General features: G+C 60.8%; 25 protein-coding genes. 10 read left to right on the forward strand and 15 right to left on the reverse strand.

All coding sequences use genetic code 11. The annotated features are described in order from the left end of the window. Positions 1-16: 16 nt before the first annotated feature. Genes hslV through ACQK2G_RS21460 form a run of 3 tightly spaced genes read left to right on the forward strand, consistent with a single transcriptional unit; the run spans position 17 to position 2,871 of the window. Positions 17-580 carry an ATP-dependent protease subunit HslV gene (gene hslV, locus ACQK2G_RS21450; protein WP_425407078.1) on the forward strand — a complete coding sequence of 188 codons (564 nt, stop codon included), beginning with the start codon at positions 17-19 and terminating at the stop codon, positions 578-580. Then, positions 577-1,890, forward strand: coding sequence for an ATP-dependent protease ATPase subunit HslU (gene hslU, locus ACQK2G_RS21455; RefSeq protein WP_425407079.1), 1,314 nt, complete (start codon positions 577-579; stop codon positions 1,888-1,890). Before hslV ends, hslU begins: the two co-directional genes overlap by 4 nt. A gap of 42 nt (positions 1,891-1,932) precedes the next feature. Continuing rightward, positions 1,933-2,871 (forward strand): 2-hydroxyacid dehydrogenase, encoded by a 939-nt coding sequence (locus ACQK2G_RS21460; protein WP_425407080.1) that lies wholly within the window; start codon positions 1,933-1,935, stop codon positions 2,869-2,871. Here the strand turns inward: ACQK2G_RS21460 and ACQK2G_RS21465 are convergent. The 9 genes from ACQK2G_RS21465 to ACQK2G_RS21505 form a co-directional block, all read right to left on the reverse strand. After that, complete coding sequence (locus ACQK2G_RS21465; protein WP_425407081.1) at positions 2,868-3,755, reverse strand: HpcH/HpaI aldolase/citrate lyase family protein; 888 nt, start codon at positions 3,753-3,755, stop codon at positions 2,868-2,870. The genes ACQK2G_RS21460 and ACQK2G_RS21465 overlap by 4 nt on opposite strands. 144 nt (positions 3,756-3,899) lie before the next feature. Further along, positions 3,900-5,543, reverse strand: a complete 1,644-nt coding sequence (locus ACQK2G_RS21470) for a BCCT family transporter (RefSeq protein WP_425407082.1) — start codon at positions 5,541-5,543, stop codon at positions 3,900-3,902. 62 nt (positions 5,544-5,605) lie between these two features. Next, positions 5,606-6,019: a universal stress protein gene (locus ACQK2G_RS21475; protein WP_425407083.1), complete on the reverse strand. Its 414-nt coding sequence runs from the start codon at positions 6,017-6,019 to the stop codon at positions 5,606-5,608. 300 nt (positions 6,020-6,319) lie between these two features. Beyond that, a complete protein-coding gene (locus ACQK2G_RS21480; protein WP_425407084.1) occupies positions 6,320-6,892 on the reverse strand; it encodes a Smr/MutS family protein in 573 nt (190 codons plus the stop codon). A 40-nt stretch (positions 6,893-6,932) separates the two neighbouring features. Beyond that, on the reverse strand, positions 6,933-7,607 hold the full coding sequence (locus tag ACQK2G_RS21485; RefSeq protein WP_425407085.1) for a LutC/YkgG family protein: 675 nt from the start codon (positions 7,605-7,607) through the stop codon (positions 6,933-6,935). Next, on the reverse strand, positions 7,604-9,037 hold the full coding sequence (locus ACQK2G_RS21490) for a LutB/LldF family L-lactate oxidation iron-sulfur protein (RefSeq protein ID WP_425407086.1): 1,434 nt from the start codon (positions 9,035-9,037) through the stop codon (positions 7,604-7,606). The genes ACQK2G_RS21485 and ACQK2G_RS21490 overlap by 4 nt, the downstream gene beginning before the upstream one ends. After that, the gene (locus ACQK2G_RS21495; RefSeq protein ID WP_425407087.1) at positions 9,037-9,825 is read right to left on the reverse strand and encodes a (Fe-S)-binding protein; all 789 of its coding nucleotides are present in this window, start codon (positions 9,823-9,825) and stop codon (positions 9,037-9,039) included. The genes ACQK2G_RS21490 and ACQK2G_RS21495 overlap by 1 nt, the downstream gene beginning before the upstream one ends. Positions 9,826-9,966: 141 nt before the next feature. Then, positions 9,967-11,196, reverse strand: a complete 1,230-nt coding sequence (mltA, locus tag ACQK2G_RS21500) for a murein transglycosylase A (protein WP_425407088.1) — start codon at positions 11,194-11,196, stop codon at positions 9,967-9,969. 4 nt (positions 11,197-11,200) lie between these two features. Beyond that, a complete protein-coding gene (locus ACQK2G_RS21505; RefSeq protein ID WP_425407089.1) occupies positions 11,201-11,890 on the reverse strand; it encodes a Tim44/TimA family putative adaptor protein in 690 nt (229 codons plus the stop codon). Positions 11,891-12,247: 357 nt separating this feature from the next. Here ACQK2G_RS21505 and ACQK2G_RS21510 point away from each other — a divergent pair, with 357 nt between their 5' ends. The 3 genes from ACQK2G_RS21510 to secB all read left to right on the forward strand — a co-directional run bounded on the left by ACQK2G_RS21510 (position 12,248) and on the right by secB (position 14,023). Next, entirely contained in the window at positions 12,248-12,811 is a 564-nt protein-coding gene (locus ACQK2G_RS21510) for an FxsA family protein (RefSeq protein WP_425407090.1), read from the forward strand. After that, positions 12,808-13,368 carry a histidine phosphatase family protein gene (locus ACQK2G_RS21515; RefSeq protein ID WP_425407091.1) on the forward strand — a complete coding sequence of 187 codons (561 nt, stop codon included), beginning with the start codon at positions 12,808-12,810 and terminating at the stop codon, positions 13,366-13,368. The genes ACQK2G_RS21510 and ACQK2G_RS21515 overlap by 4 nt, the downstream gene beginning before the upstream one ends. A gap of 118 nt (positions 13,369-13,486) precedes the next feature. Next, the gene (secB, locus tag ACQK2G_RS21520; RefSeq protein ID WP_425407092.1) at positions 13,487-14,023 is read left to right on the forward strand and encodes a protein-export chaperone SecB; all 537 of its coding nucleotides are present in this window, start codon (positions 13,487-13,489) and stop codon (positions 14,021-14,023) included. Positions 14,024-14,071: 48 nt separating this feature from the next. Here secB and dnaQ read toward each other — a convergent pair whose 3' ends face one another. The 5 genes from dnaQ to ACQK2G_RS21545 are packed head-to-tail and all read right to left on the reverse strand — an operon-like array spanning position 14,072 to position 17,736. Then, entirely contained in the window at positions 14,072-14,758 is a 687-nt protein-coding gene (dnaQ, locus tag ACQK2G_RS21525) for a DNA polymerase III subunit epsilon (protein WP_425407093.1), read from the reverse strand. A gap of 13 nt (positions 14,759-14,771) precedes the next feature. Beyond that, positions 14,772-15,446, reverse strand: a complete 675-nt coding sequence (gene coaE, locus ACQK2G_RS21530; protein ID WP_425407094.1) for a dephospho-CoA kinase — start codon at positions 15,444-15,446, stop codon at positions 14,772-14,774. A gap of 9 nt (positions 15,447-15,455) precedes the next feature. Then, positions 15,456-16,295 carry a shikimate dehydrogenase gene (locus tag ACQK2G_RS21535; protein ID WP_425407095.1) on the reverse strand — a complete coding sequence of 280 codons (840 nt, stop codon included), beginning with the start codon at positions 16,293-16,295 and terminating at the stop codon, positions 15,456-15,458. Next, positions 16,292-16,912, reverse strand: a complete 621-nt coding sequence (locus tag ACQK2G_RS21540; protein WP_425407096.1) for a Maf family protein — start codon at positions 16,910-16,912, stop codon at positions 16,292-16,294. Before ACQK2G_RS21540 ends, ACQK2G_RS21535 begins: the two co-directional genes overlap by 4 nt. Next, the gene (locus ACQK2G_RS21545; protein WP_425407097.1) at positions 16,909-17,736 is read right to left on the reverse strand and encodes a pyruvate, water dikinase regulatory protein; all 828 of its coding nucleotides are present in this window, start codon (positions 17,734-17,736) and stop codon (positions 16,909-16,911) included. Before ACQK2G_RS21545 ends, ACQK2G_RS21540 begins: the two co-directional genes overlap by 4 nt. A gap of 484 nt (positions 17,737-18,220) precedes the next feature. Here ACQK2G_RS21545 and hemE point away from each other — a divergent pair, with 484 nt between their 5' ends. The 4 genes from hemE (at position 18,221) to rho (ending at position 22,264) form a co-directional block, all read left to right on the forward strand. After that, a complete protein-coding gene (gene hemE, locus ACQK2G_RS21550) occupies positions 18,221-19,264 on the forward strand; it encodes a uroporphyrinogen decarboxylase (protein ID WP_425407098.1) in 1,044 nt (347 codons plus the stop codon). 47 nt (positions 19,265-19,311) lie between these two features. After that, positions 19,312-20,328, forward strand: a complete 1,017-nt coding sequence (gene hemH, locus ACQK2G_RS21555; RefSeq protein WP_425407099.1) for a ferrochelatase — start codon at positions 19,312-19,314, stop codon at positions 20,326-20,328. A gap of 28 nt (positions 20,329-20,356) precedes the next feature. Then, positions 20,357-20,779 (forward strand): protoporphyrinogen oxidase HemJ, encoded by a 423-nt coding sequence (gene hemJ, locus ACQK2G_RS21560; protein ID WP_425407100.1) that lies wholly within the window; start codon positions 20,357-20,359, stop codon positions 20,777-20,779. 222 nt (positions 20,780-21,001) lie between these two features. After that, positions 21,002-22,264, forward strand: a complete 1,263-nt coding sequence (gene rho, locus ACQK2G_RS21565) for a transcription termination factor Rho (protein WP_425407101.1) — start codon at positions 21,002-21,004, stop codon at positions 22,262-22,264. A 255-nt stretch (positions 22,265-22,519) separates the two neighbouring features. On the opposite strand, the gene ACQK2G_RS21570 is transcribed toward rho, so the two are convergent. Then, a complete protein-coding gene (locus tag ACQK2G_RS21570; RefSeq protein WP_425407102.1) occupies positions 22,520-23,491 on the reverse strand; it encodes a quinone oxidoreductase family protein in 972 nt (323 codons plus the stop codon). Positions 23,492-23,739 lie beyond the last annotated feature (248 nt).

A 23,739-nucleotide genomic window follows, 5' to 3' on the forward strand; every position in this document is an offset into this window, starting at 1 on the left:
CCCTCATATCGGGCGCATGACCAAAGCACCCCACACGAATGCCGCCGAAATGCACGGCACGACAATTCTGTCCGTGCGCAAAGGCAACCGGGTCGTGGTCGCGGGCGACGGACAAGTCAGCCTGGGCCAGACCGTTTTCAAATCCAACGCCCGCAAGGTCCGTACACTGGCCGAGGGAAAGATCCTGGTCGGGTTCGCCGGGGCGACGGCGGATGCCTTCACCCTGTTGGAACGGCTGGAAGCGAAGCTGGACCAGTATCCCGATCAGCTTACCCGCGCCTGCGTCGAACTGGCCAAGGATTGGCGGACCGACCGCTATCTGCGGCGCCTGGAAGCGATGATGGCGGTGGTCGACAAGGATGTCAGCCTGATCCTCTCGGGCACAGGCGACGTGATCGAGCCGGAAGACGGCATCATCGGCATCGGGTCCGGCGGGTCCTTCGCCCTGTCAGCCGCCCGCGCGCTCATCGACCGCGACGACATGGATGCGGAGGCGGTCGCCCGCCGCGCGATGAAGATCGCCGCCGATATCTGCATTTATACCAATGAGAACGTAACGCTGGAGAGTATTGGGGCATGACCGATTTCAGCCCGCGAGAGATCGTTTCCGAACTGGACCGCTTCATCGTCGGCCAGGACGATGCCAAGCGCGCGGTAGCCATCGCGCTGCGCAACCGTTGGCGGCGTCAGCAGCTGGACGGCATGATGAAGGAGGAGGTTCTGCCAAAGAACATCCTGATGATCGGTCCGACCGGCTGCGGCAAGACGGAAATCGCCCGCCGCCTGGCGAAGCTGGCCAACGCCCCCTTCATCAAGGTCGAAGCGACCAAGTTCACCGAGGTCGGTTATGTCGGCCGCGATGTGGAACAGATCATCCGCGACCTGGTCGAAGTGGCGATCCAGATGGCCCGCGAAACCCAGCGCAAGGAAGTGCAGGCCAAGGCCGAACTGGCCGCCGAGGATCGCGTGCTGGACGCGCTGGTCGGCGAGAATGCGAGCGACGCGACGCGGCAAAGCTTCCGCAAGCGACTGCGCGAGGGCGAGTTGGACGACAAGGATGTGGAAATCCACGTCCAGGACAATGCCGGCTTCAGCATGCCGACCATGGACATTCCCGGCATGCCGGGATCCCAGATGGGCATGATCAACCTGAACGACATGCTGGGCAAAGCCTTCGGCGGCGGCCGCACAAAGCCCCGCAAGATGAAGGTCGCGGAATCCTACGAAGTGCTGCTGGAGGAAGAGGCCGACAAGCTGATCGACGAGGAAAAGATCTCCCAGCAGGCGATCCACATGGTCGAACAGAACGGCATCGCCTTTATCGACGAAATCGACAAGATCACCGTGCGGTCCGAACGCCAGGGCGGCGACGTCAGCCGCGAAGGCGTGCAGCGCGACCTGCTGCCGCTGATCGAAGGCACGACGGTCGCCACCAAATACGGTTCGGTGAAGACCGACCACGTGCTGTTCATCGCCTCGGGCGCCTTCCATCAGTCAAAGCCGTCGGATCTGCTGGCCGAACTGCAGGGCCGGCTGCCGATCCGGGTCAATCTGAACCCGCTGACCGAAGCCGATTTCGGCCGGATTTTGCGGGAGCCGGAAAACAGCCTGATCAAGCAGTATGTCGCCCTGATGGGGACCGAGAAGGTGACGCTTTCCTTCGCCGAAGATGCGATCGACCGAATTGCCGCCCTGTCGGCGCAGATCAATCAGACGGTCGAGAATATCGGCGCCCGCCGGCTGCATACCATTCTGGAAAAGCTGCTGGAGGACATCAGCTTCACCGCATCGGACCGCGGCGGGGAAACCATCGACATCACCGCCGATTACGTGAACGAGAAGGTGGCGCCGCTGGCCCAGGACACGGATCTCAGCCGCTTCATTCTATAGTCTCTTTTAATCACTCAGTCGCAAATCTCGGGGGAGGGAAACATGGCCGTTCTGGTGCTGGATACGCTGCCGCATTGTCAGGCATGGACGGAGGCATTGCGCGAACATGCGCCAGAGATGGATATCCGCCCCTGGCCGGAAGTCGGCAACCGGAACGAGATCACCCATGCGGTCGTCTGTTTCCCCGAACCCGGCGAGCTGGCGAAGCTTCCGAACCTGAAGGCGATGCATTCGCTGTGGGCCGGTGTCGACCATGTGACGCGGGACAAGGATATGCCGCGCACGGTCCCGCTGATCCGGATGGTCGATCACAGCTTGAGCCAGGGGATGCTCGATTACGTCACCGGCCATGTCTATCGCCACCACCTGACCATGCCGAAATTCGAGGCGTTGCAGCGCCAGACCGAATGGCGCCAGGAAGTGCCGCCGCTGGTCGAGGAACGGACCGTCGGGATCATGGGGATCGGCGTTCTGGGCGGCGTGATCGCCAAGCAGCTTGCCGGACTTGGCTTCCAGGTGCGCGGCTGGGCCCGGTCGCAGAAAGCGATCGAGGGTGTTTCCTGTTTTGCTGGAATGGACTCCCTGCAGGCGTTTCTGGAGGGCGCGGAGATCCTGGTTCTGCTGCTGCCGAACACGCCCGATACGGCGGATATCCTGAACGCGGAAACCCTGGCCATGCTGCCCAAGGGCGCGGCGGTCATCAATGCGGGGCGCGGGACATTGATCGACGAGGATGCGCTGATCGCGGCTCTGGACTCGGATCAGATCAGCGCCGCGACGCTGGACGTCTTCAAGACCGAACCCCTGCCGAAGGACCATCCCTTCTGGGCACATGAGAAGATTTCGGTCACGCCCCATGTCGCCGCCGAAACGCGCCTCTCTACGGCCAGCAAGGTCATCATCGACAATATCCGTCACCTGGACGGCGGCGGTTCCTTCGACGATATCGAGGGCGTATTCGATCCCCAAGCAGGATATTAGGCGCCACTACCTTCCAACACTTCCGCCACAGCCAACACGCGGTACATCGAGCGCAGGACGGGTTTTTCCAGCAGTTTGTTGTCGACGACGACGAGGCCGGTGCCGGCTTCCTCGAAGGCGGCGATGCATCGGCGGGCATAGGCGATCGCCTCGGCCGAGGGGCTGAACGTCTTTTCGATCACCGGAAGCTGCTTGGGATGGATCGCGCCCTTGCCGGTCATGCCGATGGCGGCGGCGCGTTTCGCTGCTTCCGCCAATCCGTTCATGTCGTTCAGGTCAAGGAAGGGGACGTCGATCAAATCGACACCGGCACTGGCGGCGGCATGGACGCAGCGCGTGCGCGCATAGAGCAGACCTTCCCAGTTCGGTTCGACGCGCAGTTCGGCGGCCATGTCGACCCCGCCGAACAGCAGGCTGTCGATCCGGGTGCTCGCCTTGGCGATTTCATGGGCGGCTTCCAGCGCCTCATTCGTCTCGATGATGACCTGCAGCCGAAGCGGGCTGTTCACGCTGTCGAGCAATTCGTCGAGCAGGCGGATCTCGTCCGGGCTTTTCACCTTGGGCAGCATCAGGCCGGTCGGGGGCGTCGGTGTTTCCGCGACGGCCAGGATATCGGCGAAGCCGTCGGTGGAGCGCAGCGAGTTCACACGGATTAGGACCTCCGACCGGCCAAAATCGGGATCCGTCCCGAACAGAGCCATCGTATCCTTGCGAGAGGTTTCCTTATGCGCCGGCGCAATCGCGTCTTCCAGATCGATGCAGACGATATCGGCGCCTGTGGCGATGGCCTTCGGAAACATCCCCAGGCCCGACCCGGGCACGAACAGGAAACTGCGGCGCGGACGGATTTTGTCCAGATCCATTCCGGAATTCCGGTCGGCCATGTCGATTCCCCTTGCATGGTAATATGATCGGTCGTTTCCGCCATTAAGGCATGGTCTATGGAAACTGCAACAGAAAGGCGGGGGCCCCGATCGAGACCCCCGCCCATCATTCACCTTGTCAAAGACGTCAGACTGTCAAAGAAATCAGGCGCGCCGCTCTGCCGCCAGACCTTTCCAGATCGCCCAACACATCAGCAACAGCACCACCGTGAACGGCAGTCCGGTGGAAATCACCATCGCCTGCAGGGCGCCGAGACCGCCGCCGAGCAACAGCACGATCGCGACCGCGCCTTCGAAGATGCACCAGAAAACGCGCTGCGGCACCGGGGCGTCGACCTTGCCGCCGGCGGTGATGGTGTCGATCACCAGGCTGCCGGAATCCGACGAGGTGACGAAGAAGACGATCACCAGCACGATCCCGATCACAGAGGTGATGTAGGCCATCGGCAGACCTTCCAGCATCGCGAAGAGCGACATCGGCGGATTGTAGCTGTCGATCACCTGGGCCTTCACCGGGCTGTTCGCCGGGTCGGTCAGGACCTGTTCGATCGCCGCGCCGCCGAAGGTCGCCATCCAAAGGATGCAGACGAGCGACGGGATCAACAGGACGCAGACCACGAATTCACGGACGGTCCGGCCGCGGCTGACACGGGCGATGAACATGCCCACGAACGGCGACCAGGAAATCCACCAGGCCCAGTAGAACGAGGTCCAACCCTGCATGTAACCGGTATCCTCGCGCCCGATCGGATTCGACAGCGGCACGATGTCCTTGGCATAGCCGATCAGGCCATTGGCGAAATCGGACAGGATATTCGTGGCGCCGGCGGCAAACAGCACGAAGAGCAGCAGCAGGGCGGCGATGATCATGTTGATTTCCGACAGCAGCTTCACCCCGCCGTCCAGTCCGCGCAGCACCGAGATCAAGGCAACGGCAGTGATGCCCGTGATCAGCAGGACCTGCACCGTGGTATTGACCGGAACGCCGAAGACGTGGTCGAGCCCCGCATTGGCCTGTTGGGCCCCGAAGCCCAGCGAGGTTGCCAATCCGAACAGGGTCGCGAAGACCGCCAGGATATCGATGATATGCCCGGGCCATCCCCAGACGCGTTCGCCCAGGATGGGATAGAAGGCAGACCGGATCGTCAGCGGCAGCCCCTTGTTGTAGGAGAACAGCGCCAGCGCCAGCGCCACCACCGCGTAGATCGCCCAGGGATGCAGTCCCCAGTGATAGATCGTCGCGGCGAGGCCCATCTGCCGGGCGGCCTCCACATTTTCAGGAATGATCGATCCATCCTCCGCGAAGGGGGAGGGCACGCCGAGCGGCGCGGAGATCGCCATGTGATAGACCGGCTCCAACACCCCGAAGAACATCAGGCCGATCCCCATCCCGGCGGCGAACAGCATCGCGAACCAACCGGCATAGCTGTAATCCGGCGTGGCATCCGCGCCGCCAATCCGGACATTACCGACGGGCAGCACGATCAGCGCCAGGCAGAACAGCACGAAGATGTTGGCCGAGCCGAGGAAGAACCAGTCGAAGGTCGTCGTCAGGGCGGGCCGCAGCCAGCCGAAGAACTCGCCCGCTTGATCCGGCAGGGCCAGAGCATAGAAAACGAAGGCAATGATGGTCAGGCCTGAAATGGCGAAGACCGGATTGTGAATGTCGAGCCCGAAAGGCCCGATCTTGGTTTCGATATTGTCCTGACCGATTTCGTAATCGGTCTCGATGACATCCGCGGTGCCTTCCGGCTCCGGGATCCCTTGATTGTTGGTCGCGTCGCTCATGTCGCGCGTCTCCTTTTCCTACCCACTGTGATTTCGGTGCCGCCGCTTGCTGCTGCGCACCGTCACCGCACCACCATCACCGAGACGTCCGCATGGGCGGCGATCGTGCCGCCGTTGGACGGCCAGACGTAATCGGTGACGTTCGGAATATGGCTCGCCATGACGACGAGATCCGCGCCCGTTTCCTTAACCGCCTTCAACAAGGTGGCGTCGAGATCGATGGTGGGATCGTGGCTGATATAGGACCGGGCCTCCGCCGAAACGCCGTGGGCCTTGCCCTTTTCCGCCGCGAAGCCGGAAAGCTTCTCGGCATACTCTTCGGGCGTATGCGCCAGCGAGGACGGCGCCGATGCCGAAACGCCGACATAGACCAACGCCGCCCCATAATGGGACGCGAGGTCGCCGGCCAATGCCAGTGCCTTTTCGAGCTTGTCCGCATGGGCCAGATCGACGGGCACCATGATTCGTTTGAACATATTCTCCCTCCTTTCGCGCGCTGTCGGCCCCGGGACCAATGCGCGCTGTTACGCGGACAGACCAAGACATTTTGTCGGTTCCGCCGCGGACCCGCATGAAGCCGCTGATACGGCCCCAATTGAATTAGGGTAGCCTGATAGTACCGAGAAACCCGAAGCGGCCCGACAATTCATAGTCGGAAAACGACACTTCAAGCCGAAACAGGCTGTCTATTCCCCGGATTTGCGGACTTCTCCGGAAATCCATAACCCAGCGATTAACGCTCGGTACCATGTCCCGGTTGCATGGGATGGGGAATTTTATCGATGACGGCGGAGCAGCACGTAGAGCGCACCGGTGCCGCCGTCCTTCTGCTGGGCGTATTCTACTGATAGGACCTTATGGCGCAAGGAAGCCTCGTTCAGCCAGCGCGGCACGGCGGATTGCAGAATGCCTTTGCCCTTTCCCGTGACGACCAGGACGCAGCGTTTGCCATGCGCGTGGGAAGCATCGATGAAGGCGTTCAATGCACGGTGGGCGCTTTCCTGGCTGTGCCCGTGCAAATCCAACCGACCTTCGATGGGCATTTTGCCACGACGCAACCTGTCGGTCGTCCGCCGGTCGACGCCGGGGGCGGAGCCGACCTGAAGCGGCGGTGCCTTGGCGGCCTGGGACAAGGGGGGCGGGGTCGGCAGGGCAATGTGGGAATGGCGTTTGGCGCGGCCAGGTTTCGACGGGCCCTTGTCGGCCACGACATCGTCTGCCGCCTTGTCGATCCGGGCCATCTTTTCGTGAAAGGCATTGCGTGACTTCAGCGGCGTCACCCCTTCGGCGACGCGCAGCCAAAGATCGAAGTCGTCCGGCTTGTTCTGTTTCTTGCCTTTGCCGGACATCTGTAATTTCCCGGTCGGTCCCCGTTCGAATTTTTGCCGATCAGGCGTTTTCCACCAGCAGGATATGCAGCCGCCGCGGACCGTGTGCGCCTAGATAGATCGTCTGCTCGATATCGCCGGTACGCGATGGGCCGGTGATGAAATTCACCGCGCGCGCCATCGCGCCCTTCTTCCGGACCATGTCCCAGCCGTCCTCATAGGTACCGGTCACCTCCGATCGCCTGACCATCACCACATGGGTTTCCGGCAGGAAATTAAGCGAGGTCGGGCTCTCTTTCCCTGAAGCGAGGATTAGGGTCCCGGTTTCCGCGACCCCGGCCACGGCGCGGCTGAGGCCGACCTCGTCCTTTCCGTCGCTGGCGCCTTTCTTGATTTCCAGCGCCGGTCTCTTGTCCCAGGGGATGCCGTTCAGATCCGGATTGTCGGACATGCGAAACGCGGCCGGCAGGTTTTCGTTTGCAAGATATTGGGCGATCGCATCGGGGATATCGTCGGTCGAGGCGACCCGCGCGACGGTGGCATTCACCTTTTCCGCCCGTTGGACGAACAGGTCTACCAGACCGGCTTCGTCCTTATCGACGCGGGAGGGACGGATGCCGCGGGCATGTTCCAACGTGCGCTTTTCCAGCGCTTCAGGCGATCGCCGCAAGGGACCGGCGGCCTTTGTCAGGTTGGACCGAATGCGGCCCATGATCTGTTCGCGCGAACCGGTCATCGTGAGGGCCTCCTGCGGCCGCCCCGGGCGGACCATTGATCCTGGAATGTAGGGCCGGTCGGGATCGGCATTTCGCGATGATCGGTCCAGCCGGAGGCGAGCGGCAGGCTGTCGGCCCGGCCGCGCTTCCCGCCCATCACGCGCAGTGCCAGAGATCCCATGCGCGCCGCCATGCGGTAGAGCGACGGCCGGCGGGCGAAAAAGCCCCAGATATCGAGACCGGCGCGGACCGAGGGCGGGGCAAGGCCGTTTTCGTATTCCTTGACCCGGTAATGCCGCATCATCTTCGGCAACGGGATGCGCATCGGACAAACCGACTCGCAGCGGCCGCAGAAGGTAGAGGCATTGGGCAGGTGCCCCGCTTCCTCGACGCCCAAGAAGGTGGGCGTCAGGACGGAGCCGATCGGGCCGGGATAGACCCAGCCGTAACTGTGTCCGCCGACCGCGTGATAGACCGGACAGTGGTTCATGCAGGCGCCGCAGCGGATGCAGCGCAACGCATCCTGAAACTCGCCGCCGAGCAATTCCGACCGGCCGTTATCCAGGATGACGACGTGATACTGTTCCGGCCCATCGGGATCTTCCGGCCGGCGCGGCCCGGTGGAGAATGTCGTATAGGACGAGAAATCCTGACCGGTCGCGGAACGGGCCAGTACACGCAGGATGGAGGAGGCATCCTCCAGAGTCGGCACCACCTTCTCGATCGAGGCGATGACGATGTGAACCTTGGCGAGCGTCTGGGTCAGGTCGCCATTGCCTTCGTTGGTGACGATGACGCTGGACCCGGTTTCGGCGATCAGGAAGTTCGCGCCCGTGATGCCGACATCCGCTTCCATATACTTCTGCCGCAGCACCTGGCGCGCTTCGTTCAGCAGATCGGCCGGTTCGGTCAAGCGGCGTTCGTCGGGCAGATGCTTGTGTTCCTCGCGGAACGCGTCTTCCACCTCGGAGCGCAGCACATGCACCGCCGGGGCGATGATATGGCTGGGCGGTTCCTTGCGCAGCTGAACGATATATTCGCCCAGATCGGTCTCGACCACTTTCAGCCCGGCCGCCTCGATGGCGTCGTTGAGCGCGATCTCCTCGGAAATCATGCTCTTGCCCTTGGTGATCATCTTGGCGTCGACGCTTTTGCAAATATCCAGGATTATCTTCCTGGCTTCCGCGGAATTGGCCGCCCAATGCACATGTCCGCCCGCCTCGGTCGCCTTTTTCTCATACCGCTCGAGGTAGTGGTCCAGATTGGCCAGCGTGTGGTTCTTCAGGTCGCGGGCCTGGTCGCGTAGCGCCTCGAATTCCGGCATATCCTCCACCGCCGTGCGGCGGCGTTCGATAAAGCCTACCTTCATCTGGGCCAGGGCGGATTGCAGATTTTCGTTCTTCAGCGCCTGGGAGGCGTTTTCCTTGAAGCTGTGGGATTTGGGGTCCATCAGTCGTGCCCCTCCGTCATACGCGCCGGCGCTTCGCCGATCCCGGGTTCCGATCCCATTCCAGCAAGCACTTCCGCGACGTGGCGGACCTGAACCGGTTTGCCTTCACGCTGCAGTTTTCCGGCCATGTTCATCAGACATCCCAGGTCGCCGGCCAGCAGGGTGTCGGCGCCGGTCGCCGCGATATCCTCGGTCTTGTCGCTGACCATCTTGTTGGAGATTTCCGGATACTTCACACAGAAGGTGCCGCCGAAGCCGCAACAGACCTCGGCCCCCGGCAATTCCTTTAGCGTCAAACCGGCGACACTGTTCAACAGCTTGCGCGGCTGGGCCTTCACCTTCAATTCGCGCAGGCCCGAACAGCTGTCGTGATAGGTCACGGTGCCGTCATATTCGGCATCGACCTTGTCGACCCCCAGAACATCGACCAGGAAGGACATCAGCTCATGCGTCTTGCCCGCGATGGCCTCCGCCTTGGGACCCAGAACCGGGTCATCGGCGAAAAGGCGCGGATAATGTTCCTTGATCATCCCGGCGCAGGAACCGGACGGCGCGACGACATAGTCGACATCCCCGAACGCGCGCAGCACGGTTTCCGCAACAGCGACCGTACCCTTGGTGTCTCCGGAATTATAGGCGGGCTGGCCGCAGCAGGTCTGGCCGGCGGGAACGCAAACCTCGCAGCCGGCATCCTCCAGAAGCTTCACCGCGGCGAAGCCCACTTGCGGCCGCATCATGTCGACCAGACAGGTTACGAAGAGCCCTACGGTCGGGCCTTGATTGGTCACGGCGTCACCTCGCGGAATTGGTCATACCAATTTCAATTTCTTTTGTCGTATCCTGCGAAACCCGAATAATCAACGCGGTTAGCCTAAACCAGCGGGCCCGGACGGAACATAGGCGGCAGCGGAAAATCGGCCGACGCGGGTCTAGGATACCCGGCTCAAACGATCGGCGACTGCGTTCGGCAGCAACAGGTAATAGCGGCCCGTGCTTTTCATCCGGCCGGCATATTTCAAGGCTTCCGAGCCATAGCCCCAGAAGAAGTCCCCACGCACCGGTCCCTTGATCGCGCCGCCGGTATCCTGCGCCACCATCAGGCGATTCAACGGCTTGTCCTTTTCCGACGGCCAATTGGTTTCCAGCCACAGCGGCACGCCCATGGGCAGGAATTTGCGGTCGACCGCCAGGCTGCGGCCCGGCGTCAGGGCCAGGCCTTCCGCGCCGATCGGCCCTTCGCCGTCGATTTCACGAAAGAAGATGAAACGCGGGTTTTCGGCGAGCAGCGCGGTCGCCTTGTTCGGATTGCGCTCGATCCAACCACGGATTCCATCCCAGGAAGCCTGATGCGCCTCCAACTCGCCCCGGTCGATCAAGACCCTGCCGATGGATTTGTAGGGCCGACCGTTATGGCCGTCGAAACCGATCCGTCTGACCGACCCGTCGGGTAGAATGACACGGCCTGACCCCTGCACCTGCAGCAGGAAGACGTCGATCCGATCCTGGGCCCAGAACATTTCCAGTCCCTTGCCCGGAAGATGGCTTTGTTCCAGCGTGCCGCGGTCCGGATAGGGCACGAAACGGCCGTTCTCCACCCGGCCGACGATCTGCCGGCCCTTCAGATCACCGTCAAACTTGCCGAGGTCGGCGATCACATGGTCCGACGGACGCCGGTAGATGGGATAGCGGAAAGTCTCATCGGGCGCCGTCGCGCCTTGCAGTTCCGCCTCGAAATAGCCTGTGATCAAGCCTTCCTCGACCCCGCGATTGCTGGCCAGCATCGGGGTGAAATACGTTTCGAGTGCGGAACGGATTGTGAAATCGTCATCCGCGGCGGTCAGGGCGCCGCATCCCTCGTGCCAATCGCCGGCTGTCATCGGAACGGCTTCGGTCCCGATATTCCTGGCGGGATCAAGCGCCATGATGCGCCCGCAGGATCGGCGCAGGGCGGGCAGGGCCTCGGTCAGTCGGTCAGCCGACCAATCTTTCAGATCGGTAAACGCAGCCTTGGCCAGGACCAGGGCCGGGCCGTCTTCCTGAACGACGGCCTTGTCCTCCTTCTTCTCGCAGCCGGCCAAGCCGACGGCAAGCAGGGCGGCGAGAAAAAAGGAGGTTGTCTTGAAACGCGGCTGACTAAGGAAACGGGCCGGGCCGACCATCGGGTCAATTCGAACTGCGGGTTGCGACCAGGGTCCAGTTCGGATCGTGGGAACGGGTATCGCGCTTGAAGGTCCAGATATCCGTCACCGACGCGATCTTGTTCGGATCGCCTTCGATCACCTTGCCTTCCGAATCATAAAGCGCATGCGCCTGCTGGCTGACGAATTTCACGGTCACCAGCGCGTTCGAACCATCCATCTTGGCTTCCAGGATATCGGCGCCGTCGATGCCGACCAGCACTTCCTCCAGCCGGTGGCCCGCATCGGCCCGCGCCTTCAGGGCCTGGCGGAAGTTGTCGAAGACTTCCGGGCTCAACAGGTTGCGCAGGGTCTGTTCGTCGCCTTCGGTATAGGCGGCCAGAACCATTTCGAAGGCGGCCTTCGCCCCAGACAGGAATTCACCGGGATGGAAATCGGGATCGGCCACCTTGATCTGGGTCAGACCGGCATCCAGCGGCCCTTCGGCTTCGGCGAAGGCATCATCCTCGTCCTCGCCATTACGATCGTGCGGCAGATGCACGACATTGCCGTTGTCGTTATTGGCCTCTTCGTCCTTCTTGCCGGCACCGAAAATATTGCGCGGCGGCTCCTGATGGCCGGTGCGACGGCCCAGGACGCTGCCGAGCCGCAAGATCAAGAAAAGCGCAATGCCTGCGAAGATGAGAATATCGATCAAGTTGAACTCGCTACCCATTTTGTAAGAGTCCCAAACACGAACCGGCCCATGAACCCGTCCGGACTTCGGACTATTTCCAGCCCGTATCCAGTTTGTTAGACCCCATTTGATGAGGATTCTCAAGCAAAGAGCCCGTCATAGCCGCCTTTCCTTAAAGCGGGGGCCATGCGCCATTGCCCTTTGCCTGTCCAATCCCCACTCTCTAAACCATGCGACGGACCGAAACCCAATTGCGGAGAGACCGACAAAACCGCGTTTCACTGCCATACCCCACGTGTTTCCGGGAAATCCCGGACCCGTCGGATATGCGATCATGACGCTGTGCATGAATAATCCCTCAAGGGGTAGATAGGGCCCGTTACAATAGAGAGCAAGATGACCGGTTTGATTATATTTACGATCCTTTTCGGCATTCCGATCGCCGAAATCGCCCTTTTCATCCAAGTGGGCGACCTGATCGGTTTGTGGGCGACCCTGGGGACGATCCTGCTGACCGCGCTGATCGGCACGGTGCTGGTCCGGGCACAGGGGATCGCGGTGCTGACGAGGATCCGCCAGGAAACGGAGCAGGGTCGCTTGCCGGTCGGCGAATTGGTATCGGGGGCCTGTCTCGTGGTCGCCGGGCTGCTGCTTGTGACGCCTGGCTTCCTGACCGATTTTCTGGGATTCGTCCTGCTGATCCCGGGATTGCGACTGTTGATCGGCTCTGCGTTGGTCCGGGCCTTGATGCGCAAGGGCGGCGGCGTCCATTTCCAGTCCAGCATGCACCGCGCCGGGCCGGGCGGCACCTATCACCGGTATGAGGAAGGAACAATCGACGGCGACTACACCGTCATTGATCCGGAACCCGAGTCTGAAGACGCGAGCGATCCGAAGGACACGAACGACGGCGCCCGAAAATTGGAAAACAAGGAAGAAAGGGAGAGCCCGCGCCAATGATGATGATCCGGCACGGCCAGTCAGAATTCAACGTGATCTATGCCAAGACGCGGAAGGATCCCGGTATCCGCGATCCGCGGCTGACGGATCTGGGCAAGGAACAGGCGCGTGCCGCCGCCAATCATCTGCGATCGCAGGGTCTGACGCGCATCATCGCAAGCCCTTACTGGCGGACCCTGGAAACCGCGGAACTGATCGCGGAAGTGCTGGACCTGCCGATCACCACGAATCCGGTCGTGGGCGAACATTGCGCCTTTGTGTCCGATCTGGGATCCCCGGCCGCCGATCTGCGCAAGCGTTGGCCGCATGTGGAATTCGGCGATCTGGGGGATGAATGGTGGCCGGACTTTGTCGAGGAACATCATCATGTGGACGCCCGGGCGCGGACCTTCCGGAACTGGGCGCGGGACGTGGAGCCGCGGCACGATATCCTGGTCGTCAGCCATTGGGGTTTCCTGCGGGCGTTGACCGGTCATGAAATGCCGAATTGCGGCATGCTGCGTTTCGACCCCTCCACCGACCATCCCGGCGGCGGCGATATTGTTGCCCCGCTTTAGGCATGTTAGACGACCAACCCCGTCCGGAACACGCCCCCTGACACGCACAGGCGGCGGAAACACCACCACCCAACCGTGATGCGCCGACCGAGGCCAGCGCGGTTTATGAGGCCGAATGATGAGCGATACCGAAAACCAGACCGCCCCCCAGCCGTCCGCCCCCGAAAACGGCGTCGACGCACAGGACGGCAACACGCAGCAGCAGGTACCGCTGAACATCCTGCATCAATATGTGAAGGATCTGTCTTTCGAGAATCCGTCAACGCCCCGCCTACAGTTGGCGCCCGGCACGCAACCGACCATCGACATCCGCGTCGACGTGACCGCGACCGCGCTGGACGAAAAGGTCTACGAGGTTGAACTACAAATGACCTTCAAGGCATCGGCGAAGGAACAAGTCATTTATCTGGGTGAGCTGGTCTATGCCTGCGTTGCGCAGCTCGGCAATGTTCGCCAGCAGGATATCGAACCGCTGCTGCTGATCGAAACGCCGCGGCTTCTGTTCCCCTACGCCCGGTCGATCATCGGCAATGCGACGCGCGACGGCGGGTTCCAGCCGCTGGTCCTGGCGCCGTTCGATTTCGTCAACCTGTACCGTATGCGGCTTGAGAGCCGCGCCGCGAAACCGACCACGTCGGAAACCGGTGAAGCCTAAAAATCTGAATTAAAGACCGGAAACTCCGGGGCGGGACGGTCCCGGTGACTAGTCCCGCGTCCAGATCGGATTGTCGAGCTGGGTCAGCAGCTCCGCATGGGCGGCCAGTTCCGCCTCGCTGGCGGCATGGGGCCGGGGCGGACGGAAGGTACGCTCGACCGCCGTTTTCACGGTCTGCCCATCATCGTCCTCGGCTTCGTCACCGGCCAGGCTCAGGCCGATCTGCTTGCCGCCCAGAAGTTCAATATAGACTTCCGCCAACAATTCGGAGTCGAGCAGCGCGCCGTGTTTGGTTCGCGCGGTGTTGTCGATGCCGAACCGGTTGCAAAGTGCATCCAGGTTTGCCTGGGCCCCGGGGAATTTTCGGCGCGCCATCGCCACCGTATCGCGGGCCCGGTCCATCGGGATCGGCGAACGGCCGATCTGCATCAGTTCCGCATTGATGAACTTCATGTCGAATTCGGCATTGTGGATCACCAGCCTGGCATCGCCGATGAAATCCAGGAACTTGTCCGCAACATCCGCGAAGAGCGGCTTGTCCGCCAGAAAATCGTTGGACAGCCCGTGGACGCGGAAGGCTTCGTCGGGCATGTCCCGTTCCGGGTTCAGATATTCATGCAGATAGTTGCCGGTAACCGAAAAGTTCACCATTTCCACACAGCCGATTTCGACGATGCGATGGCCGGAATTCGGGTCCAGGCCCGTTGTTTCGGTATCAAGTACAATTTCACGCATTTCCGGTCTTCCGTCAGATCTTCCGCAACCAGGATAGAATGATTGGCCGGACCGGGCCAGGGCTGTAGCACCCGGTCCGCGGCGGCCAGATCCGGCCTTTCCTTGTTTTTGCTTCCGCTACGATCTTCCGCACCGCGCGGCGCACCGGACCCTTGCCGAGGCCCGTATTCACCACCGCGTCGGCCAGGCGCCGCTTGGCAGCATCGGGCATCTGTTTTTGTCGGATGGCGTCGAGACGGTCGCGGTCGACGCCGGGCCGGGCGAGAACCCGGGCGGCTTGGACGAAATGCGGCGCGGTGACAAGGACCGTCATGTCGCATTTCCGTTCGCCATGGGTTTCAAACAGCAGCGGCACATCCACGACCACGACCGGCTTGCGCATACGCGCGGCGCGAAGAAGGAAACCGGTCCGCTCGGCGGAGACCATGGGATGAAGAATGGATTCCAGTTTCTTCAGGGCCGCCGGATCGCCGAAGACGCGCTTGCCAAGCTCGGCGCGGTTGACCGCGCCATCCGCCGTGACGCCGGGGAAGGCCGCTTCGATGGCGGGCACCGCTCTACCGCCCTTCGCCATCAGTTCGTGGACAATGGCATCCGCATCCTGGACCGGCACACCGAGTTTCTTGAACATGGCGCTGGTCGTGCTCTTGCCCATGCCGATCGACCCGGTAAGCCCTATCACGAACATCGCGGTATCCTATTTGGTCCCGAGGACGATTTCGCGCAAATCCTGGGTCACGGCAGGCCGGACACCGAACCAGGCTTCGAAGCCGGGGACCGCCTGATGCAACAACATGCCGAGCCCGTCCACGGTGCGGTTGCCGCGTTTCATCGCCTCGGCCAGCAACGGCGTGACCAGCGGTGCATAGACGATATCAGTCACCAGGGCCGATTTCGGCAGCGCGTCCAGACGCAGGTCCAGGGGCGGTTGCCCCATCATTCCCAAGGATGTTGTATTGACCAGCAGCGCGCAGTCGGCAAGCGCCTCCGCGGTGTCCGAAAAAGCGACGACCTCGACATGGGGGGCAAAGTCCTCAGCCAAGGCCCGGGCCCGGTCCAGCGTGCGGTTCGCGACCCGGATTTTCGGCGCACCCGCGCGGATCAATCCATAAAGCACCGCGCGCGCCGCACCACCGGCCCCCAGCACGACAGCGGTTCCAGACTTCGGGTCCCAGGATGGATCGCTGAGACGCAGGTTGTCGATAAAACCGGCATGGTCCGTGTTGCTGCCCGTGATGTGCCCATCCGCGGCCAGGACCAACGTGTTGACCGCACCGATCATGCGTGCGTCATCCGCGATGATGTCGCAGTAGGACATGATCGCTTGCTTGTGCGGAACGGTAACGTTCGACCCTTTGAATCCAAGCGCGCGCAACCCGTCGACCGCCTGGCCGAGACTGTCCGGAGAGACGGACATCGGAATATAGGCCCCGTCGACGTGATAATGGTCGAGCCAGTACCCATGCAATATCGGTGACTTGGAATGGCTGATGGGCCAACCCATGACACCCGCCAGTTTCGCGGCCCCGGAAATCATTTCTGTACTACCCCGTGATGACGCAGGAAATCCAGCAAGGGCAATAGCGGAAGTCCGAGGATGGTGAAATAGTCGCCCTCGATCCTGGAAAAGAGTTGCGCGCCGGTTCCTTCCAACCGATAGCCCCCGACGGAGGCGAGCGTATCCTCCCCGGCGATTTCCACATAACCCTTTAGAAAGTCGTCGGAGAAGTCGCGCATGGTGAGCGCGGCCCGTTCCACCACATGCCAGATACGCCGCCCGTTTTCATGCACGCAAAGCGCCGCTTCCAAGTGATGGGTCTTTCCGCGCAGTGCCATCAATTGCGCATGAAGCGTTTCCATGTCCGGCGGTTTGTCGAACCAAACACCATTGCAATTCAGCATTTGGTCGGCGCCGATCACGATGGCGCCCGGATGGCGCGCGGAAATCTTGGCGGCTTTCAAATCGGCCAGGGCGAGGGCCACATCCCGTGCCGACGCACCTTCGGCCTTGAGTGAAGCCTTCACCGCGTCCTCGTCCACGCGGGAGGGTTCGACGGTGAATGACAAACCCGCCCCGCGCAGCACCGCGGCACGCGCTGTACTGGCCGATGCCAGAATTAGTGCGCGGGCGGTCGAATTCGCTATGCCGGTCACGCCACGCTTTCCCTGTTTTCCAGGTGTTGCATGATCGACGCGGCGGTTTCCTCGATCGACCGGCGGCTGACATCGATGATCGGCCAGCCTTGTTCGACGAAGGTGCGGCGCGCCGCGTTCACTTCCGCGCGCACCGTCTCCAGATCGACATAGTCGGTTTCGCGATCCTCGGAGATCATACGCAAGCGGTTGCGGCGAACCTGAACCAGGCGGGCCGGATCCTTTGTCAGGCCGATCACAAGCGGTTCGTTCGGTTTGTTGGTGAAGGAGAGTAATTCCGGCGGCATCGGCACGCCGGGCACGATGGGCACATTCGCCGCCTTGATGCCCCGGTTCGCCAAATAGAGGCAGGTGGGCGATTTCGACGTGCGCGAAACCCCGGTCAGAATGACGTCGGACGCGGCCAGATTCCACAGACCTTGCCCGTCATCATGATTCAAGGCGAATTGCATCGCTTCGATACGCTGGAAATACTCGTCGTCCAGCAAATGCTGCCGGCCGGGCATATCGCGGCTTTCTTCCCCGAGATATTTGGAGAAGGCGGCGATGATGGGGTCCAGCACTGAAATCGCCGGCACGGCGAGTTGCCGACAGCCTGTATCGATCCGTTCGCGGATATCCTTATTGACCAGGGTGTAAAGGACGATGCCCGGATTTTGCGACACGGCCTGCATGATCTTGTCGACCTGCGCCGCGGTGCGGATCAGCGGCCAGGAATGCTCGATGACATGTGTGTCCTCGAACTGAACCAGACAGGCCTTGGCCAGGCTGTGCACCGTCTCCCCGGTCGAGTCTGAAATCAAATGTACATGCACTTGGGTCACCGAAACCCCCTATGCCCTCGTGGACAAACTTTGTGGACGAACCCTGTGGACGAAAGTCGGGATAACTCATGAAGAAACGGCCGAGCCCGGACCATCCCCATTCATACCGCCATAGATGCCGGTTTTCACACAATATGACCACCCCGTGGATGGTTTTCTACACGCCCCCTAAACACAGGCGAAACTTTGGTTTTCCAGGATGTTTCCACCGTCTGCCAGGACCGTCGGCGATACTGGAATCCAATTGATTTTCAGGTATGCCGGTCGAGATACTCACAGGTGTGAAAGCCATGCCTGTGAATAGTGGATAAACTGGTAGCAAATAATAATCCCCATGACTCACCGGCCCAGCTAACACCACTACAACCTTCTTTGACTCTATTATTTATTTGGAATCAGTGTTGAGAAACCGGCCGTAGTCGGGAATGTAGGGCCCTGGCTTTGGATGAAGGGCGGCAGGTTAGGCCACCAGGTCCGGGCGACCATGAATGAAGAGGTGATCGGGGTGAAACCGTTTCTGCGTGTCTTGGCTGGTGAAACATTGGAAAGACCGCCCGTATGGCTGATGCGGCAGGCCGGCCGTTACCTTCCGGAATACCGACAGATCCGGTCGCAGGCCAACGGCTTTCTGGACATGTGCTACACCCCGGAATGGGCGGCTGAAGTCACTCTGCAGCCCATCCGCCGGTATGGTTTCGACGCGGCGATCCTGTTTTCCGACATCCTCGTTGTACCGGATGCATTGGGACAGGAAGTGACCTTCGTCGAAGGCGAAGGGCCGAAGCTGGATGCGATCACGAACAGTGCCGGGTTGTCGACGCTCTCCACCAACTGGATCAGACAGCGCCTGGGACCGGTTTTCGAGACCATAGAGCGGGTGAAACCGGAATTGCCTGAGGAAGTAGCCTTCATCGGCTTTGCGGGCGCCCCGTGGACTGTGGCGACCTATATGGTCGAAGGGAAGGGCAGTCGGGATTACGCCAAGGTCAAGGAATGGGCCTATCGTGATCCGGAAGGTTTCGACCGGTTGATGGATATCCTGGTCGAAGGCACCAGTGACTATCTGATCGCCCAGATCGATACCGGTGTGGACGCGATCCAACTGTTCGATACCTGGGCCAGCGTCCTGCCGGAAGAGAAATTCGACAGGCTGGTCATCGGACCGACCCGCCGGATCGTCGAAAAGGTGCGGGCGGTTCATCCGACCATTCCGATCATCGGGTTCCCTCGCGGGGCTGGTCCGTCCTATCCGAAATATCTGGAACAGACGGGTGTGACGGCTTTGGGGCTGGATACGACGGTTCCGGTCGAATGGGCGGCCAAGAACCTGCAGACCCGTGCCCCGGTACAGGGCAATCTGGATCCGCATCATCTTCTTTTCGGGGGCGATGGTCTGAAACAGAGCGCCGAACGTATCGTGAAGGGGCTTGGCAACGGCCCGCATATTTTCAATCTGGGCCATGGCATCATCAAGGAGACACCGCCGGAACATGTGAGCGAACTGCTCACCTATATCCGGTATTCCTGATCCGGCGTTTTGCCGCCTCGGCCCGCGAAACAGGCAAGTGAGGGATCATGGCTTTTCCCGACGGTCATCCGCTGATAACCGGCCCGAAAACCGGCGTCCTGTTGGTGAATTTGGGTACGCCGGACGGTTATGACGTCAAGTCCATGCGCCGGTACCTCGGCGAATTCCTCTCCGATCCGCGGGTGATAGAGGCCCCGGCCTGGCTTTGGCAGCCTATTCTGCGCGGCATCATTCTGAATACCCGGCCGAAGAAATCCGGCGAGGCCTATGAGAAAATATGGATTCGGGAGACGAACGAAAGTCCGCTGCGGCTTTACACCCGGAAACAGGCGGATTCGGTTTCGGAACGATTCAAGGAAAGCGGCGTCGTGGTCGATTGGGCGATGCGTTACGGAACGCCCTCGATCGCGGAGCGGATGGCGGCGCTGGAAGAGGCGGGATGCCGCCGGATTCTGGTCTTGGCGCTGTATCCACAGTATTCCGCGGCAACCACGGCCTCGGTGCATGACAAGGTTTTCGATTATCTGAAATCGCGCCGCTGGCAGCCGGCGGTGCGGACGACCGACGGGTTTCACGATCACCCGGCTTACATTTCCGCCCTGGCGGAAAGTGTTCGCCGGCATCTGAAGGACAAGGCCGACCCGGAATTGATCCTGTGCAGTTTTCACGGGCTGCCGAAGGAAAACCTGGATAAGGGCGACCCCTATCATTGTTTTTGTCAGAAGACGGGCCGGCTGTTGGCCGAGGCGCTCGATCTGGGACCGGAACGGTTTCGGGTCGTGTTTCAGTCGCGTTTCGGACCGAAGGAATGGCTGCAACCCTATGCGGACAAGACGGTCGAGGAACTGGCGAAATCCGGAACGAAAAGCATCGCGGTGATATCGCCGGGCTTCGTGGCGGATTGTGTCGAAACACTGGAAGAACTGGCGATCGGTCTGAAAGAAACCTTCGTCGAGAACGGTGGGGAAAGCTTCGACTATATCCCCTGTTTGAACGATCAACCGGTTATGATCGATTTGCTGGAGGATTTGATCCGGCGGGAATTGGGCGGCTGGCTTGCCTGAGCGGGCTGGTCGAGGGAGAGGGTAGATCATGTATGAATGGGTGAAGGTGATCCACATCCTCGCCGTGATTTCCTGGATGGCCGGACTGCTCTATCTGCCGCGGCTTTTCGTCTATCACTGCCAGGTCGAAGCGGGATCGGAAGCGTCCGAAAAGTTCAAGGTAATGGAGCGCAAGCTGCTGCGCGGCATCATGAACCCCGCGATGATCGTCAGTTGGATCTTCGGTCTGTGGACAGCGCATGAAATCGATGCCTGGAGCGATGGCTGGTTCCACGGCAAACTGGCCCTGGTCATTTTGATGACCGCTGCCCATATGATGTATGCGAGGCAGAGGAAATCCTTCGAACAGGACAACAATTCGCATTCCGAGCGTTACTATCGGTTCATCAATGAAGTGCCCGCGGTGCTGATGGTCGGGATCGTTATTCTGGTCGTCGTAAAACCGTTTTAAGTGAGATGGTTACGGATTTTGTCTTCCCGGTATCAAGTAACCGACGACACAAATTCGCCATTTGACAGCCGTGTGAGTATTGACTAACTAACGATGACTCCAATCGGACCGTTCCAAGGTCCGGGCAACGAATCCGCGTCGCCTCTGATTCCGGCCAACGCGTGACGCCAGCCCCATCACTCTCCCTCGTATCCGTTCGACCACGCCCCCAGGCTAGAAAACATGCATCTCAAAGAACTTAAGCAAAAAACACCGCCCGAATTGCTCAGCTTCGCGGAGGAGCTGGAGATCGAAAACGCCTCCACCCTGCGCAAACAGGAACTCATGTTCGCCTGTCTCAAACAGTTGGCGAACAATGATGTGGCGATTTATGGCGAAGGCGTGCTGGAAGTGCTGCAGGACGGGTTCGGGTTCCTGCGCTCGCCGGAAGCGAACTATCTCGCGGGCCCCGACGACATTTATGTCAGTCCCAGTCAGATCCGCCGTTTCGGCCTGCGCACCGGCGATACGGTGGAAGGCCAGATCCGCGCGCCCAAGGACGGCGAGCGGTACTTCGCGCTTCTGAAGGTGAATAACGTCAATTTCGATGAGCCGGACAAGGTTCGCCATCGGATCAATTTCGATAACCTCACGCCGCTCTATCCGGATGAGAAGCTGAAGCTCGAGATCGAGGGCAATGACGGTAAGTCCAAGGACCTGTCGACCCGCGTGATCGATTTGATCTCTCCGCTCGGGAAAGGCCAGCGTGCGCTTGTGGTCGCCCCGCCGCGTACCGGTAAGACGATGATGATGCAGCATATCGCGCATGCCATTTCGTCGAACCATCCGGAAGTCTATCTGCTCGTGCTGCTGATTGACGAACGGCCGGAAGAAGTGACCGACATGCAGCGGTCGGTGAACGGCGAGGTGGTCAGTTCCACCTTCGACGAACCCGCCAATCGTCACGTTCAGGTCGCCGAGATGGTGATCGAAAAGGCCAAGCGCCTGGTTGAGCACAAGCGCGACGTCGTCATTCTTCTGGATTCCATCACCCGACTGGCGCGCGCCTATAACACGGTCGTTCCCTCGTCCGGTAAGGTGCTGACGGGCGGTGTCGACGCCAATGCGCTGCAGCGGCCGAAGCGTTTCTTCGGTGCGGCGCGTAATATCGAAGAAGGCGGATCGTTGACGATCATCTCCACGGCGCTGATCGATACCGGCAGCCGCATGGACGAGGTCATCTTCGAAGAGTTCAAGGGCACGGGTAACTCGGAAATCATCCTGGACCGCAAGCTCAGCGACAAGCGCACCTTCCCGGCGATCGATATCACCAAGTCCGGTACCCGGAAGGAAGAATTGCTGGTCGACAAGGGCGTTCTCAGCAAGATGTGGGTGCTGCGTCGGATCCTTATGCCGATGGGCGTTACCGACGCGATGGAGTTCCTGCTCGACAAGTTGAAAGAGACGAAGAACAACAACGATTTCTTCGATTCTATGAACCAGTAGAGGCCTCCTGCCTCATCATCGTGGTTTCGAACCGCCCTTGGTCGTTATCGGCCGGGGCGGTTTTTCTTTTCGGGTGGCTGAGTCAATCCCGGTTGACAGAGTCGTCCTCCTTCTCGCCGTCGAAAACTGCATACGAATCCAGCTCAGATCCGGCGAGCGTGCAAAGAAAAGGGGACGTCCCTTGGAGACGTCCCCGAAATTTTCGCTGCCGGCGAGGCCGGGTTTTGCGGCCGTTCACCGGTGCAAATAGGGATCTTACGGAATTAGAATGGTCGAACCGGTCGTTTTCCGGGCTTCCAGGTCGGTATGAGCCTTCTGGACATCGGCCAGGGCGTAGGACTGGTTGACCTCGATCTTCACGCCCTTGCTGACGGCATCGAACAGGGCGGTCGCGGATTCAACCAGATCCTCACGGGATGCCGTATAGGTCATCAGTGTCGGCCGGGTGACGTAGAGAGAGCCCTTGGCGGCCAGGATACCGATATTCACATTGTCCACCGGACCGGACGCATTGCCGAATGTCACCATCGTGCCGCGCGGCTGCAGGCAATCCAGGGACATTTCCCAGGTGTCCTTGCCGACGGAATCATAGACGACGGGAACACCTTTGCCGTCCGTCAGTTCCTTGACCTTCGACACGACATCTTCATCGCGATACAGGATCACGTGATCGCATCCATGCGCTTTGGCCAGTTCCGCTTTTTCCTCGGAACCGGTGGTGCCGATGATGGTGGCGCCGATCTGCTTCAGCCACTGACAGGCAATCAGGCCGACACCGCCGGCTGCGGCGTGGAAAAGCACCGTATCGCCGGGCTTCACGGTAAAGGTCCGGCGGATCAGGTATTCCACTGTCATGCCTTTGAGCATCATACCGGCGGCCTGGTTCGTCTCGATCCCCTCGGGAATTTTCACGACTTTCGCGGCGGGCATGACCCGTTCCGTCGCATAGGAGCCGATCGGCCCCGTACCGTAGGCAATGCGGTCCCCGACCTTCAGATCGGTCACGCCGTCACCGATTTCCGTGACTGTGCCGGCGGCTTCGAGGCCGATGGGCGAGGGCAGGGGCAGGGGATACAGACCGCTGCGGTGGTAGGTGTCGATGAAGTTCAGGCCGCAGGCCTCATGCGCAACACGGATTTCTCCGGCCCCCGGCGCGCCGACATCGACGTCTTCATAGGTGAGAACTTCCGGTCCGCCGGTGCTGTGAATCCGAACGACTTTTGCCATGTGCAACCCTCCCGTTAACGGGCGCCGGTGCCGTCTCTGTGCAACCGGTCCCAATGTTGAAATCAGCCTGTTGAACAGGCCGGATAGAATGATGATATGGAGCAGTTCTTATGCTCTTGTAGGGCAAAGATGGACAGGCGAAAACAGAGGCGACAGAAAAATGCCGATGACCCGCGGGCGCAGATTCCCTCGCACCTGCCGGCGGTTGTCGACAGGACTGGAACCGGATCGAAACGGTTTATGAAAAG

Source organism: Hwanghaeella sp., assembly GCF_965227365.1.
In the GTDB taxonomy this organism is placed as follows: domain Bacteria; phylum Pseudomonadota; class Alphaproteobacteria; order UBA8366; family Aestuariispiraceae; genus Hwanghaeella.